General features: G+C 57.6%; 15 protein-coding genes and 1 pseudogene. 8 read left to right on the top strand and 8 right to left on the bottom strand.

All coding sequences use genetic code 11. The features are described 5' to 3' along the window. The first annotated feature begins 59 nt into the window (after positions 1–59). Positions 60–695 carry a TetR/AcrR family transcriptional regulator gene (locus JQR87_RS13610; protein WP_407296231.1) on the top strand — a complete coding sequence of 212 codons (636 nt, stop codon included), beginning with the start codon at positions 60–62 and terminating at the stop codon, positions 693–695. Positions 696–767: 72 nt separating this feature from the next. On the opposite strand, the gene JQR87_RS13615 is transcribed toward JQR87_RS13610, so the two are convergent. Further along, positions 768–1,976 carry an ammonium transporter gene (locus tag JQR87_RS13615; RefSeq protein ID WP_407296229.1) on the bottom strand — a complete coding sequence of 403 codons (1,209 nt, stop codon included), beginning with the start codon at positions 1,974–1,976 and terminating at the stop codon, positions 768–770. Between the two features lie 341 nt (positions 1,977–2,317). Then, positions 2,318–3,814, bottom strand: coding sequence for a dGTPase (gene dgt / locus JQR87_RS13620; RefSeq protein WP_407296227.1), 1,497 nt, complete (start codon positions 3,812–3,814; stop codon positions 2,318–2,320). Between the two features lie 119 nt (positions 3,815–3,933). Here dgt and JQR87_RS13625 point away from each other — a divergent pair. Both JQR87_RS13625 and JQR87_RS13630 read left to right on the top strand, forming a co-directional pair. Then, positions 3,934–4,121 (top strand): annotated as a pseudogene (locus JQR87_RS13625) (hypothetical protein). 39 nt (positions 4,122–4,160) lie between these two features. After that, complete coding sequence (locus JQR87_RS13630) at positions 4,161–4,838, top strand: MOSC domain-containing protein (protein WP_407296224.1); 678 nt, start codon at positions 4,161–4,163, stop codon at positions 4,836–4,838. Between the two features lie 205 nt (positions 4,839–5,043). On the opposite strand, the gene JQR87_RS13635 is transcribed toward JQR87_RS13630, so the two are convergent. Beyond that, positions 5,044–5,940, bottom strand: coding sequence for an EamA family transporter (locus tag JQR87_RS13635; protein WP_407296221.1), 897 nt, complete (start codon positions 5,938–5,940; stop codon positions 5,044–5,046). 213 nt (positions 5,941–6,153) lie between these two features. On the opposite strand from JQR87_RS13635, the gene JQR87_RS13640 reads away from it, so the two are divergent. Further along, positions 6,154–6,858: a YebC/PmpR family DNA-binding transcriptional regulator gene (locus JQR87_RS13640; protein WP_407296219.1), complete on the top strand. Its 705-nt coding sequence runs from the start codon at positions 6,154–6,156 to the stop codon at positions 6,856–6,858. Between the two features lie 35 nt (positions 6,859–6,893). Continuing rightward, positions 6,894–7,238: a YajD family HNH nuclease gene (locus JQR87_RS13645; protein ID WP_407296217.1), complete on the top strand. Its 345-nt coding sequence runs from the start codon at positions 6,894–6,896 to the stop codon at positions 7,236–7,238. Between the two features lie 18 nt (positions 7,239–7,256). Here JQR87_RS13645 and JQR87_RS13650 read toward each other — a convergent pair whose 3' ends face one another. Further along, positions 7,257–7,688 (bottom strand): universal stress protein, encoded by a 432-nt coding sequence (locus JQR87_RS13650; RefSeq protein ID WP_407296215.1) that lies wholly within the window; start codon positions 7,686–7,688, stop codon positions 7,257–7,259. Between the two features lie 118 nt (positions 7,689–7,806). Between JQR87_RS13650 and JQR87_RS13655 the strand changes: the two genes are divergently transcribed. Next, complete coding sequence (locus JQR87_RS13655; protein ID WP_407296213.1) at positions 7,807–8,250, top strand: group II truncated hemoglobin; 444 nt, start codon at positions 7,807–7,809, stop codon at positions 8,248–8,250. 277 nt (positions 8,251–8,527) lie between these two features. Here JQR87_RS13655 and JQR87_RS13660 read toward each other — a convergent pair whose 3' ends face one another. Then, positions 8,528–9,043, bottom strand: coding sequence for a hypothetical protein (locus JQR87_RS13660; RefSeq protein WP_407296211.1), 516 nt, complete (start codon positions 9,041–9,043; stop codon positions 8,528–8,530). 267 nt (positions 9,044–9,310) lie between these two features. Next, positions 9,311–11,254 carry a sodium:solute symporter family protein gene (locus JQR87_RS13665; RefSeq protein ID WP_407296209.1) on the bottom strand — a complete coding sequence of 648 codons (1,944 nt, stop codon included), beginning with the start codon at positions 11,252–11,254 and terminating at the stop codon, positions 9,311–9,313. 241 nt (positions 11,255–11,495) lie between these two features. Here JQR87_RS13665 and JQR87_RS13670 point away from each other — a divergent pair, with 241 nt between their 5' ends. Further along, positions 11,496–11,849: a GNAT family N-acetyltransferase gene (locus tag JQR87_RS13670; RefSeq protein ID WP_434157911.1), complete on the top strand. Its 354-nt coding sequence runs from the start codon at positions 11,496–11,498 to the stop codon at positions 11,847–11,849. After that, the gene (locus JQR87_RS13675; protein WP_407296207.1) at positions 11,834–12,238 is read left to right on the top strand and encodes an NUDIX hydrolase; all 405 of its coding nucleotides are present in this window, start codon (positions 11,834–11,836) and stop codon (positions 12,236–12,238) included. The genes JQR87_RS13670 and JQR87_RS13675 overlap by 16 nt, the downstream gene beginning before the upstream one ends. 25 nt (positions 12,239–12,263) lie before the next feature. Here JQR87_RS13675 and JQR87_RS13680 read toward each other — a convergent pair whose 3' ends face one another. Together JQR87_RS13680 and rpoS are read right to left on the bottom strand one after the other, a co-directional pair. Continuing rightward, entirely contained in the window at positions 12,264–12,407 is a 144-nt protein-coding gene (locus tag JQR87_RS13680) for a hypothetical protein (protein ID WP_407296205.1), read from the bottom strand. A gap of 548 nt (positions 12,408–12,955) precedes the next feature. After that, the gene (gene rpoS / locus JQR87_RS13685) at positions 12,956–13,954 is read right to left on the bottom strand and encodes an RNA polymerase sigma factor RpoS (protein WP_407296203.1); all 999 of its coding nucleotides are present in this window, start codon (positions 13,952–13,954) and stop codon (positions 12,956–12,958) included. Positions 13,955–13,993 lie beyond the last annotated feature (39 nt).

The following is a 13,993-nucleotide window of genomic DNA, read 5'->3' on the forward strand; positions in this document are numbered from 1 at the left end:
TTTATACTGGCCGGTATAGTAAAAATACCGAACTCACCAGTCTAGTATTAAAAACACACATGACCGAAAGCTCCTCTACGCCCTCTGGCCCGGGGCGTCCGAAAGATCCCGCCAAACGACAGGCGATCCTGGACGCCGCCCGTAACCTCTTCCTCAGCAACGGCTACGAAGGCAGCAGCATGGACGCGATCGCCGCAGAAGCAGGCGTTTCAAAGCTCACCCTTTACAGCCACTTCAAGGACAAGGAGGCACTGTTCGCAGCGGCAGTCAAAGCCATCTGCGAGACGCAGTTACCGCGCAAGCTGTTCGTAGTGAGCGAAGACGCGTCGATCCGGCAGGTGCTGCTGGGTATCGCCCGTGCCTTCCAGGAACTGGTGAACAGCCCCGAATCCATAGGTTTGCACCGTGTGATGGTGGCCATGGCGACGCAGAACCCGGCGCTGTCCCGCATGTTTTTCGATGCAGGACCCCAGGCGCTGCTTGCCGATCTGGAGCAGATGTTTGCCCAGGCTGATGACCAAGGTCTGTTGACGGTGCCCGAGCCGATGCGGGCCGCCGAACATTTTTGCGCATTGATCAAAGGCATCGCCCATTTCCGCTTGCTGATCGGCTACGTGGATAAAATCGATACAGACGCCGCCAGACAACACGTCGACAATTGCGTCGAGCTGATCATGCGCGCCTACGCCAGGTAACCGGACAGCGATCCTGCTGGTAGTGCCCGAAGCAAATGAGCGCCGCCTGACCAATCACAGCGGCGCTCCCGATCAATCGTGGCTCAGCGCACCGATCCGATGGATGGACAGGTCCGCACCGTTGAACTCTTCCTCCTGACTCAGGCGGATACCGATCGCGGACTTCAGCACACCGTAGACGAGAAAGCCCCCAAGGAGCGCAACCAGCACGCCGAGGCCCGTACCGATCAATTGGCTGATCAGACTGATACCTCCCAGCCCGCCCAGCGCTTGCTGACCAAAGATTCCACAAGCCAGCCCGCCCCAGACGCCGCAGAGCCCGTGCAAAGGCCAGACGCCGAGCACATCGTCGATCTTCCATTTGGCCTGAGCCGCAGTGAACGCCCAAACAAACGAGGCACCCGCTACCACACCGGTTGCCAGCGCACCGATGGGGTGCATGAGATCCGAACCTGCGCAGACCGCGACCAGCCCCGCCAATGGCCCGTTATGCAGGAAGCCGGGATCGTTTCGGCCAACCGCCCAGGCCGCTACTGTGCCGCCAACCATGGCCATCAGCGAGTTGATGGCCACCAGACCGCTGACGGCTTCAAGCGTCTGGGCGCTCATGACGTTGAAGCCGAACCAACCAACGATAAGAATCCAAGATCCTAGCGCGAGAAACGGAATGTTCGACGGCGCGAAGGCCACCAGGCGGCCGTCGCGGTATCGGCCGTTACGCTGCCCCAGTAGCATCACCGCGCCGAACGCCAGCCAGCCTCCCATACCATGCACCACCACCGAGCCGGCGAAATCGTGAAACGGGGCTCCAAACTGCGCTTCCAGCCAAGCCTGAACGCCAAAATTACCGTTCCACATCATGCCTTCGAAGAACGGATAGATGAACGCAACGATCAACAAGGTGGCGCACAGCTGTGGCCCGAACTTGGCGCGTTCGGCAATGCCGCCGGAAATGATCGCCGGTATCGCAGCCGCGAATGTCAGCAGGAAGAAGAACTTGACCAATGAATAGCCATTCTCGGCAATCAGCTGGTCCGCCGGCTGCAGGAAGGTCACGCCATACGCAACCCAATAGCCGATGAAGAAATAGGCCAGTGTCGAGACCGCAAAGTCGGCGATGATTTTCGACAACGCGTTGACTTGATTTTTCAGGCGTACGGTACCGACCTCCAGGAAGGCAAAACCGGCATGCATTGCCAGGACCATCACCGCGCCCATCAGAATGAACAGGGTGTTGGCCCCGTGAATCAGGACTTCTACCGCACTGCTTGGGTTATCCATCTACTACGTCCTTTGGTAAGCGCACCAAAACAGCAAGCCGCGCGAATCTAACGCACCAAGTTGAATCACGACTGGGCGAAGGCTTGCCATGAGCGGTTGGGGCGGGCTTTCGAGAAATCATTCTCTGATCAATTGAAGCCTTAGTTTCCAGAGACTTACGGCCGATACCGCCTGACTTTGCGGTCGATCGTTGCGCCATTTAGGGGCTGTGCTCGATCCGCACGCACCAGACAAATGCAAGCGGTGTACCAAACAAGCGGCACCGCGTGCATTTTTGGCGCACGCTCAACCTGGGCGCACGCAGAGCAGATGAAGAGGCCTGCCAGAACGGAGCCTCGGGATCAAAGCGCGGAGAGACTGCGGTACTCGTCCTGAGCCAGCTGATCGGTCATGCCGCTGACGAAGTCCTGCAACATGCGGCAGCGGTAGTAGAACTCCCACAACGGCCAGTCCTCACCGCCCTCAGGCTGCGTTTTTAGCGACTCGTGATAGGCCTTGATAAGTTGACTGGGCAGGCGCCGAGCGAGCATCTGCAGGTGCGGCTCGCTGCGGCAACTGCCTTCGGTCAATAGCTGGAAAGTCTCCGGCGCCACGGCCAACAGCGGGGCGTAGGCCTCCAGCAGCCCTTGCAGAATCCGATAGCCCTGCAGCTGCAAGGTTTCAACCTCGCGGTGGCAGAACACGCGATCCATCGCGACATCCTTAAAGGTCTGTACGATGGCGTTGGGCAGACTTGCGTCCTCTAGCAGTGCGCGGTCCAGCGTGCCGTCGTAGACCGTCTCGATATGCTCGATGAATTGTTGCGCTGCGTGCTGCACCAGCGGGTGGACCATGTTCACACGCAGCCAGATGAAGAACTCACCCACCTTGTTGATCGGCTCTTTGGCAGCACGCGCCTGGGCGTACTCGACCATGCTGCGAAAGCTGCGGCCGGTATCCGCAATCGGTTCATCTGGCGAACCGTGCTCGGCGAACTTGGCGATCAGCAGCTGTGACAGCTGCTCAATGGTGAATATGCCCTTCTCCACCGAGTCTTCAATATCTGCAAGGCAATAGGCGATGTCATCAGCCGCTTCCATGATGTAGGCGACGGGGTGACGCGTGCCTGGTTGCAGCCCCAGCGCAGCCTGCAGCGCTGCGACGAAGGATTCCTCAGAAAGGTAGAAGCCAGGCTTTTTCAGGAGATAACCGCCGGGGGCCTGCTTTGCCGGCTTGGGCGCATAAGCGGCACGCACATACTTGAGCAGGCCCGCCGTCTGCGTGTAGGTCAAGTTGAGCCGCAACAGACTGACCACCAACCGAATCGCCTGGGCGTTGCCTTCGAAGTGTTCGAGGTCGATCAGCATACGCCTGCGCAATGCAGGGTCGCCCTGGCCGTCAGGAACTGCGGCGTCGAACAGCCTGTTTAGGTGCTTCTTGAACCATTCACCGATGGCGAACTCACCGAAGTGCCCGAACGGCGGGTTACCGATGTCGTGCATCAGGCACGTCATTTCCACCAGGCTTTCCAGCGCACCTTCCAGCCCATCCAGGCCGTATCGCGCAGCAAGCGGGCCGAGCTGTTTGTAAAGGGTGCGGACGATGAAGCGACCCGTCTGCTGCACTTCCAATGAGTGCGTCAAACGGCTGCGTACCGCTGCGTTTCGCTCCAACGGGAAGACTTGGGTCTTTTGCTGCAAACGTCGCACAGCAGCTGAGTTGATGATACGGCCGCGGTCGCTTTCAAGCTGATCGATCACCAGTGAAAGCTCACCCTCAGAAGCCTTGAGCCCCGATTCGACACGCCCATAGGGTCGCTGACGGGAAATCTTTTCTTTGAAGTTTACGGACCTCGGCATGTTTCGAACTCGATAAACAACAGAATCGCGAGCCTAGCGCGGCACAGCGGCTTTACCAAGCGATCAGGCGCCAACATCGCGGGTCGTTTAGAATCGCCGCATCAGTTAAAGGAACAGACATGAGCCGATCGGAATTTCATCAGCGACATGCCGAGCGTGCAACCGCCGAAGCACGACGACTACTCGAACAACGGCAAGCATGGGCGCGCGCTGGCTGGACTGGGTCGCGACAGAGCTGTACCAGTTGCAACCGCCAGAATTCACCGCCATGGTGCGCAGAGAACTGGCTCGGCTCAACGAAGCCTGAAGCCAGAGCGTTTGCCAATCACCCCATATGAGCGCCGTCATGCAATGGCCTGTTGAAGGCCCATTCCTACGCGACCACCTGCTGCGGCTGCCGGGAACAGACAAGCCATCGGCCATCGACAAACAGCTGGCGACGGGCGAGGTCTGGCTGGATTTCAATGGGCTTCAGGGCGACCGGGTCGCCGATCACCGCTTTCATGGGGGGCCGGATCGCAGCCTCTGCCACTACCCAGCCGAACATTACTTACGCTGGCGCCGACTGTACCCGCATCTCTCGACCATCGGCCCCGCCGCGTTTGGCGAAAACCTATCGACCTTCGGCCTGGATGAAAGAGCGGTATCCATCGGTGATCGCTTCCGTTGGGGGGACGCTCTGATCGAAGTCACTCAACCCCGCTCGCCCTGCAGCAACCTCGACCGGCGTCACGACGCCCGAGGCCTCGCCCGGCAATTGGCCAAAAGCGGTAGAACCGGATGGCTGTACCGAACCCTTGAGCCCGGCGCCATTCAGCTTGGAGCAGAGCTGCGATTGATCGAACGGCCCTTCCCCGACGCCCGCGTGCTGCGCATCTGGCGCAGCTTCATGAACGAAGACGTCAGCGATACCGAACTCGACTGGCTGGCGGGTCTGGTGCCGCTGGCAAGCGAATACCGCACGCGGTTTCGTCAACGCCTGGACAGTCGACATCGGCAACAGCACCAGGGTGCGTTGTTCTGAGGATGGCACTAACGTTGTGCCGCTGTTCTGGCGCAATGCTGAGCGCGACGATGCGACCCCATCGAAACACCGTTGAAGACGGTCGCCAACAGCGTTGAACGGCTGACCTGAATCCAAGGTCCGAGCACACTAGCGCCATAAAGAGATCAGCCAAGCCCGGCAGATCGGAGCGCCCCGCCCGGATAGCAACGTAGGCGTTTCGTTGTCAGGCCGATGGACTGCCGAAGGCCGTGCGCAGACGGCCAGCTACCCAGCCCCCTCCCACGTTGATTAGCAAGCCCAGCAGCACCAGTATGGCGCCAACCGCCTGGAGCACGGCCAGATGCTCGTCCAGCAGAACGGCAGCGGACGTCAGGCCGACAACCGGCACCAGCAGAGAGAAAGGCGCAACGGTGTTCGCCGGGTAGCGCGACAACAGCCTGCTCCAAAGCCCGTATCCAAGAATCGTCGCGCCGAAGGCCAAATAAATCAGAACCAGCCCAGAGTCCATCCCGAATCCACGCAACGCACCCTCGATCGCTTCCGGCCCTTCCAGCAGCCATGAAAGCGCAAAGAACGGAATCGGTGGTATCAGGCTGCCCCATACCACCAGCCCAACTAGATTAACCTTGCCCACCTTGCGCGTAACGATGTTGCCCAACGCCCACATCGATGCGGCGCAAATGGTCAGCAGAAATCCTGCCAACGTCATGCTGCGATCACCTTGCATACCGATCAGCAACAACCCAGCTGCGGCGATCACCAGCCCGACGAGATTGCTCGCGCGGAGACGTTCGCCAAGAAACAGGACGGCGAAGAACAACGTGAAAAACGCCTGCGACTGCAGCACCAAAGAGGCCAGACCTGCCGGCATCCCAACTTTCATCGCGGAGAAGAGAAAAGCGAACTGACCGAGCGATATGGTTCCGCCGTAGGCCAATAACCAGCGCAGCGGCATCTGGGGCCGCTTGATGAACAGAATCGCCGGAAACGCAGCGAGCATGAAACGCAGCGATCCCAACAGCATTGGCGGAATCTCATCCAGACCAACTTTGATCACCACGAAATTCATGCCCCATACGACAATAACAACCAGGGCCAGCAACAGGTCTTTCGGCGACATTGACGGTTCCCCAGGCAAAACAGCAGTAAAGCCGCCCGCTGCGGCTTTGTCCTCGTACAGCGAACAGGCAATTGGGCGTTACAGTCACAGTAAAGCCGTACGTCCCTTCGCAAGCAGACAAATATGCTTGGCTGGTGCCTACCAGGACGCCAGGGGCTAGAATCGCCTCCATTCGATCGTCCCCCTTAATTTGCAAACGTCACGAGAGTAACCATGGGCGCACAGTGGAAAGCGAAACATAAGGAAGCGGCAGCCAATGCGAAGGGCCGCACTTTCGGCAAGCTGTCGAAAGAGATCATGATCGCAGCCCGTAGCGGCGCCGACCCAGACATGAATCCCCGCCTTCGCCTGGTGGTGGAACAGGCCAAAAAGGCCTCGATGCCACGAGAAACCTTGGAACGTGCCATCAAGAAAGGAGCAGGCTTGCTCGGTGAGAGCGTTAACTATGAGCGCACCACGTACGAAGGCTTCGCGCCGCATCAGGTCCCTGTGATCGTCGAATGCCTGACCGACAACGTTAACCGCACCGTGGCTGAAATCCGCGTTCTGTTTCGAAAGGGTCAGCTCGGCGCCTCCGGTTCGGTCGCCTGGGACTTCGATCACTGCGGCATGATCGAGGCCGCACCGGCAACCGCTGATGCGGACGCCGAACTGGCCGCCATCGAAGCGGGCGCGCAGGATTTCGAAGCCGCTGAGGAGGGTGCCACGCTGTTCATCAGTGACCCAACGGACATGGACGTGGTTTGCCGTGCGCTACCGGAACATGGCTTTACCGTCCAGTCCGCGCAGCTTGGCTACCGTCCGAAGAATCCCGTAACGACGTTGACCGAAGCCGAGCTCGAGGAGGTCGAGGCCTTCCTGAGCGCCATCGATGCACATGACGACGTACAGAATGTCTATGTAGGATTGGCGGGCTAACAGCACATTACAAGCGTTGAGCTAGAGGCACGGCGATGAGTACGAATAAACCCAACACACCCTATGCCCAGCGTGAGCAAGGCTATCGTGAAAAAGCCCTGAAGATGTATCCGTGGGTGTGCGGACGTTGCGCCCGGGAATTTTCAGGCAAGCGGCTGAGCGAGTTGACGGTCCATCACAAGGACCACAACCACGATAACAACCCGGAGGATGGCTCGAACTGGGAGCTGCTTTGCCTCTATTGCCATGACAACGAGCACTCGCGCTATACCGATAACCAGTATCAGGCCGAAGCCAGGCCGGGCAGCGACTTGGGTCCGAAGGAGACGTTCAAGGCTTTCGCCAACCTTGGCGACCTGCTCAAGGGCAAGCAGAGCTAAGGCTGGCTGAGGTGTCGGTCACTTCACCAGAAGGACCGGCACCGATACTTCATGCACCACCCGGTTAGCGACCGAGCCCATCAGCAGGCCGGCAAAGCCACCCAGGCCGCGGGTGCCCATCACTACGGTGTCGCAACCCAATTGCTGCACCGCATCGTTCACCTGCTCCGCTACATTACCCAGAACCGCGTGGATCTGATGCGGTATTCCGGCCTCCTGCAGCGCCGTCGCGGCTTCTGCAAGGGTACGGTTCGACTTTTCGATGAAACTCCTGTTCAGCTCATCCACCGTATCCGCCGTCACGAACTCGCCATAGAGGACCGGCTCCTGCTGTACATTCAGCACATGCACCGTTGGCGGCTTAGGCGCATCGGTGGCGAAATCGATGATGTATTGCAGCGCCCGTTTGGCGTTGTCCGACCCGTCATAAGCGAGAAGAATGTTACGCATAGTGATTAGCCTCCAGACCTGAAGCCACGGAAGCATAGCCCATCACCCAATCACGATGAGCGCGAAGTTCACAAGCGTTGCTTTGGATCAATAATCTATCTCCCAGGCGAGACCTCACATGAACGAACCTTCCAGCGCTCTTTTCGGTGTCGGTGACGCATCGTTTCAAGCAGCCGGGGGCGAGCCCGGCCTGGCCCGCCTGGTTACTGATTTCTACGGCATCATGGATGAACGCGAGGCAGCGAGCTGCGTACGTCGTCTGTATCCGCGCGACCTAGACGAGCCACGCAATCGCCTGGCAGCCTTTCTCTGTGGCTGGCTGGGTGGCCCGCGTCGTTATGCTGAACATTACGGCAGCATCAGCATCCCGCAATTTCACACGCGCTGGGCGGTGGGAGAAGCGGAGCGTGATGTCTGGCTCGAATGCATGGCGCTGGCCATCGCCAAGCAAGACTATTCCGAGGAGTTTGCCGATTACCTGTTGGCTCAGCTACGCATCCCAGCCGAGCGCATCCTCCAAGCTGGCCAGCATGCGTGCCCCGCACGTTCATCGTCTCGATAACATTAAAAGCTATGAGCAAGCGGCTAGAAGAGATGATTGGCTCGCAGTTGAATAACAAAATATAGCTGTTACAAGCATACTGGCCTCCATAAACCCAACTGCCGTTCGGATAGATTTTACGGTCAATGGGACACAGCAATAATCGCTTCGAAAGATGGCCAGTTGTTGCTGGTCTTTCTCATCGTTCTGGAGCGCTGATTGAAGAATGGTCGTTTGGCCAGCCTATGAACAATTAAGAGTGGTGCGATGCCCCACGGCACCGCACCTGTCTCGGCAATCAGAAGTTGTAACCAAGACCGACGCTATAAAAGAATGCGCCATCATCGTAACGGTCACGGGCATCACTTCCGCTTTTGAAGAGGAACTGATATTCCGCCATAGCAGTGATGAACGTTTTGTCTTGCACCCAGTACTTGATACCGAGTTCCGGACCACCCATAAAGGTCTCGTCGACTTGTTCACCATAGAGACCACCAAGGCTCAGACCTACGAAAGGACGAGTATTGCCGCTGCCGAAATGGTAGTCGTAAAAGACGCGAGTAGAACCGTCGAACTTAACGCTCTCGCCTTCAGTGTCACGAGCGTTCACGGTCTGGCGTACGCCCCACATGGAGGACTCATCCAGATATGTACCCCAGCTACCTTGAACGGACAGTATCGTATCGTTGAAGTCCTTATCGCTACTACCCGCACCGCTCAATGTAACTTCACGGTCACCCGCTACTGGGGCAGCAATTGCTACCGCGGGAAGCATGGCGGCAACCAACAGGGATGTTTTGAAAAGCTGGTTCATGACAATACCTCTTTGCTCTGCTGTGGCGGAATACGCAATTAACCTAACGTAATGCGTAAGGTAATGACCCAACAGCGCGGGAACTGTTCAATTAATTTTAGGTATATGCGCCAACTTACTAAAAAATAATGCCTTTTTTATTTTTTACCGTTCCGCTAGTTCATGTAATCATCAAATGGAAAGCCGCGACAACAAACGAAACGGCGGGAAATACGCAATGAAAGCCCCACCTTGATTATCTGGCAGGGCTTGTACGTCATATCGGTATCAAACCGCTCCGCTGTTTCTAACAGTCGCATCATGATCAACTTGCGCCTCATCTGCCGGATCAGTATCGAACTCACGGCCCATGGCGATGCGCAACCATATCGGTATCAGTAACAGCCCCAGCGCCAGGCAGACCCAACCGACAACCGGGCCTCCATCCGGCGGCGGAAACATCAACCGCCCGACTCCCACCAGAAGCGAAAAGAGGGAAACTGCCGTGATCGCTACTGCGAAAAGCCGAGTGCCAAGCGCACGGATCGATGCACTCGCAGCAACGCCATTGAGCGCAGCGGAATGCCCCCAGAAGCCGAAGGGCCGCACTCGACGGTAGAAACGTTTGAGTGTTGAGTCATCAGTCGGCGGGGTGATGAAAGTCACCAGAATCGCCGCAGACGTCGTCGTCAGCGCCATGATGCCGAGACGGATCCACTCCCGCTCCGGATCGGTGCCCAGGTAGTACAGCAACAACGGCGCAGTGATCAGCGACACACCCATCGCGGTCAGCTCGGAATACAGGTTGATGCGCTCCCACAACCAGCGCAGCACCAGCACTGAACCCATTCCAGCGCCGAACAACAGCGAAATGAACCACGCTGTCTGGATGGAGCCTAGATTCGCCATGATGATCATCGCGATTGCCAAAATCAGGACGTTGGACAGTCGCGCCACTACCACCAGCTCCCGATCCTTCGGTTTTCTCTTGAGGAGATGAGGAGCAACCACGCCGCCATAGACGTCGTTGCTCCAGTACGATGCCCCCCAGTTGAGGTGCGTATCGACGGTTGAAGCCAATGCAGCGAGCAGGCCCACCAACATCAAGCCGCGCACGCCCGGCGGCAACAGATCTTCGATGCCCTGCACGAACAACGCCTCGCGCCCCGCGGTAAAACCATCGGCGCCCATCTCAGTAGGCGTGAACGGGTACAGCACCAGCAAACCCACCGCGATGGCCATCCAGAACAGGCTGCGCAGGAAAATCTGTAACCAGGTGAAAACCAGCCCCGCCATGCGGGCATCACGATCGGTTGGGCACGCCATGCTGCGCTGGGCCAGATAACCAGTCCCGTCTGAGTTCATCTGGAAGAACCACTGCAACCCAATGATCACTAGAAACGGCATCAGGGCCTCACCCGCATTGGAAGGCGGTGCAAACGACAACATTTTGCTGGCCTGTTCAGCGCCGTAGAGCTCGACGACACGGTCCGTCAGGCCGCCGAGCCCACCTGCAGCGTCAACGACAAACCACGCATAGAGCAAGGTGCCGACCATCGCGAGAATGAACTGCACCACGTCGGTCTGAACCACCGCCCGCAATCCGCCAGTGATGGAGTACATCGCCGTGAAAGCCAGGATCAACAGAATCGAGATGAGGTTATTGGCGCTCATCATTTCGGGCGAAAGCCCCGTAATGCTCTCACCAAGCTGCAAGCCTGTACCGGCAACGAACCCAACAATCGGCTCGTAGATGCCTGACGGCAACCAGAGGTGCCATGGCAGGAATACTTCGGCGATGCGAATGGCCGCGACCAGGACCATCGCCAGCACGACGCAGTTGATAACGGTACCGTAATAGATAGCCTTGAGCAGACGAAGCGGCGTGACGCCCTTGCCGCTGTAGCGCACGCGAGTCAATTCGGCATCGGTCAGCACACCGGCGCGACGCCAACCTACCGCAAAGACAAATGCCATCAGTAGAAAGGCAAGGCCGTAGATCCAAAGCCGCCAGAGCGCGAAAATACCGGCGGTCGCCACCAGGCCGGTTACCAGCAACGGCGTGTCAGCAGCAAACTGGGTAGCGCCCATGGAAAACCCAGCCTTCCAACCCTTGATCGTCTTGCCGGCCAGGAAGTACTCATCGAGGCTCTGCGAGGCTTTACTACGTGCGCGCAGACCAGAACTGAGACCGTAGAGGATAAATGCCACCACTATCAGTAAATCCAACATATTGTTATGTCCTTTGTTGGAGGGCTGGTTTGCTTGAGAACCGCTCAAGTAACGAAAAATTGCAGGGTTCGGATGAACGGACCGCTTGCGCCTGTCCACCGATCTCTGGGTCGCCCTCGCTGACCACGCCAGACATTGGGCTGTACGTCCCGTGATGCGCGTGTCGAAAGACTGTCTACGCGAGCTGACGCCGGAGCGCCGGCCTCTGGTCAGGAAGTTCTACCAAGCCCATCGCACGCATATGCGGGTCCCGGCGGGCGCCAGCTGTTGGGTCGCCGGCTGTAGCGAAATCGAGGCAGCGCTATGCCTGGTGCCGGTGGAAAATGGACATTGGTTAACCGGGCTGCTGGTCGCCCCGGCAATGCGCAACAGGGGACTTGCAAGTCGCCTGATCGGGTATGCTCGTGCCCGCCGCGACGGGCCGGTCTGGTTGTTCTGCGACCCCGTACTTGCCTGCTTTTACTTGAATTTAGGCTTTAGCGAACCGGTGTCGCTACCCGACTCGCTCGCAGATCGACTGCAACGATACAACCGGAACAAGAGACTCATCCCGCTATGCCACGACAATGTGAGAGCGACATGCCCCATATCCTGAATATAGCCACGGCCTGCCTACTGAACGACGCTGGTCGGCTTTTGGTCGTCCGAAAACGCGGCGCCCACTACTTCATGCTGCCCGGTGGCAAGGCCGAGCCAGGGGAAACAGCTGCCGGCACGCTTATTCGAGAGCTGGACGAAGAGCTTGCACTGGAAACTGACGAATCCCAGCTTCAGTACCTTGGGCATTTCGAGTCACGAGCAGCGAACGAGCCCGACCATTGGGTAAAAGCAGAGGTGTTCGTAGCCCGCTTGTCTACACCGGTCAAAATCCAGGCAGAAATCGAAGAGTCAGGCTGGATAGCGATCGATGGTGATTCCGAACGACTCGCCCCGCTATTGCGTGAAGAAGTACTGCCGGCGTTGCGCCGGCGTCTTTCGATCTGAGCTGCGCCAGGAACACTGGCGACGGTCAAGGCGATATAGGATCGCTGGCCGGGAAGGTTTCTTCTAACGCTTCGTCCAGCTGATCCTCGTCGGCCTCATCCGGGCTGCGCTTGATTTCATCCTCTGTCTGCGACTCGGGATGGGCGGGTTTTTGCGTATCGCCGTTCATGCTGCGCTCCTTTCAACGTTAGGCATAACGAATAGGGCAATTCCGCGCAGCAGTGGTTCGATTAGCCATGTATTCGTTTTTCCGGGACAAAAAAAAAGGGGCGGGGCTTAAGCCCCGCCCGCTTCCGTCCTTGCTTCCCTGTATTTCCTGCTCATCATCCTGATGTAACCGCGTCCAGCGGCTGATCCTGACCAGCATCCTTGCCGGCTGTGCTTGTCCTTGAGCACGGGATCGATATTAAAGCTTCCGGAGACAACAACAACTCCGGAAAATGCATGATGGCAACTGAGCCACTATCCAGCTCTTTTTAAAAAGCCAATTAAATCAAAGGCTTATCAGGTGTCAAACATCGGGCTGGCGATCAGCTCGGTTACCACCGGCGGCTTTGCTTACACGTTCTGTAAGTAATGACTTACAAATCAAATAGCCGATTGAGAAAAACTGGCCGACAGGAATTAATCCGGAACATAACGCTGCCGGGAGCAGATGTTTCTTTAAAATAGGCGCAACCCAGTTGCCCCCTCCCGCCAGGAGAGGGGGCGCTTCATTTAGCGGAACAGCGACTCGCTCGACAAACCGTTGCGCTCGAGGATTTCGCGTAGACGCTTCAGCGCTTCTACCTGAATCTGTCGAACCCGCTCGCGAGTCAGCCCTATCTCCTGCCCGACTTCTTCCAGCGTGCAGCTTTCATGGCCGCGCAAACCGAAGCGACGAATCACTACTTCACGCTGCTTTTCAGTCAGATCGGATAGCCACTGATCGATGCTTTCGGACAAATCATCATCAAGGAGCAGCTCACACGGGTCGCTTGGGCGGTCATCGGTGAGGGTATCAAGCAACGTCTTGTCAGTGTCCGGGCCGAGGGAGACGTCAACAGATGTCACTCGCTCATTCAATCCAAGCATTCGTTTGACCTCAGCAACCGGCTTTTCAAGCAGGTTGGCGATTTCTTCCGGGCTTGGCTCATGATCAAGCTTCTGGGTTAGCTCGCGCGCAGCACGCAGATAGACATTCAGCTCTTTGACTACATGAATCGGCAAACGAATGGTGCGCGTCTGATTCATGATCGCCCGCTCAATGGTTTGCCTGATCCACCAAGTGGCATATGTCGAGAAGCGAAAACCACGCTCGGGGTCGAATTTCTCTACGGCACGAATCAAACCGAGATTTCCCTCTTCGACTAGATCGAGCAGGGACAATCCTCGATTAACGTAACGCCGAGCGATCTTCACAACCAACCGCAGGTTGCTTTCGATCATGCGCTTGCGCCCAGCGGGATCGCCCTTCTGGGCAAGACGTGCAAAATGCACCTCTTGTTCGGGGGTCAGCAGAGGAGAAAAGCCAATTTCGTTGAGGTAAAGCTGAGTGGCGTCGAGTGCGCGTGTGTAATCGACGAATTTATGTTGCTTGACCGTTGCGGTCTTGGACCTGGTGCCACCTGAACCGGCTCGGGAGAGCTCGGCAATCGGAGCTGCGTCCGGGGACGGTTCCATGAGTAGAACGGCATCGTCTACGTCAAACTCCGGCACTTCTTGGTTGAGAGCCATTATTGTTTTCCTGTTCTGAGTTCGACAACAGGCTTGGGC

The organism is Stutzerimonas stutzeri (genome assembly GCF_051028275.1).
Taxonomy (GTDB): domain Bacteria; phylum Pseudomonadota; class Gammaproteobacteria; order Pseudomonadales; family Pseudomonadaceae; genus Stutzerimonas; species Stutzerimonas stutzeri_AS.

Coding starts and splice junctions, on each gene's coding strand:
- JQR87_RS13610 (WP_407296231.1), top strand. CDS start 60: ATGACCGAAAGCTCCTCTACGCCCTCTGGCCCGGGGCGTCCGAAAGAT.
- JQR87_RS13615 (WP_407296229.1), bottom strand. CDS start 1,976: ATGGATAACCCAAGCAGTGCGGTAGAAGTCCTGATTCACGGGGCCAAC.
- dgt (WP_407296227.1), bottom strand. CDS start 3,814: ATGCCGAGGTCCGTAAACTTCAAAGAAAAGATTTCCCGTCAGCGACCC.
- JQR87_RS13630 (WP_407296224.1), top strand. CDS start 4,161: ATGCAATGGCCTGTTGAAGGCCCATTCCTACGCGACCACCTGCTGCGG.
- JQR87_RS13635 (WP_407296221.1), bottom strand. CDS start 5,940: ATGTCGCCGAAAGACCTGTTGCTGGCCCTGGTTGTTATTGTCGTATGG.
- JQR87_RS13640 (WP_407296219.1), top strand. CDS start 6,154: ATGGGCGCACAGTGGAAAGCGAAACATAAGGAAGCGGCAGCCAATGCG.
- JQR87_RS13645 (WP_407296217.1), top strand. CDS start 6,894: ATGAGTACGAATAAACCCAACACACCCTATGCCCAGCGTGAGCAAGGC.
- JQR87_RS13650 (WP_407296215.1), bottom strand. CDS start 7,688: ATGCGTAACATTCTTCTCGCTTATGACGGGTCGGACAACGCCAAACGG.
- JQR87_RS13655 (WP_407296213.1), top strand. CDS start 7,807: ATGAACGAACCTTCCAGCGCTCTTTTCGGTGTCGGTGACGCATCGTTT.
- JQR87_RS13660 (WP_407296211.1), bottom strand. CDS start 9,043: ATGAACCAGCTTTTCAAAACATCCCTGTTGGTTGCCGCCATGCTTCCC.
- JQR87_RS13665 (WP_407296209.1), bottom strand. CDS start 11,254: ATGTTGGATTTACTGATAGTGGTGGCATTTATCCTCTACGGTCTCAGT.
- JQR87_RS13670 (WP_434157911.1), top strand. CDS start 11,496: ATGCGGGTCCCGGCGGGCGCCAGCTGTTGGGTCGCCGGCTGTAGCGAA.
- JQR87_RS13675 (WP_407296207.1), top strand. CDS start 11,834: ATGCCCCATATCCTGAATATAGCCACGGCCTGCCTACTGAACGACGCT.
- JQR87_RS13680 (WP_407296205.1), bottom strand. CDS start 12,407: ATGAACGGCGATACGCAAAAACCCGCCCATCCCGAGTCGCAGACAGAG.
- rpoS (WP_407296203.1), bottom strand. CDS start 13,954: ATGGCTCTCAACCAAGAAGTGCCGGAGTTTGACGTAGACGATGCCGTT.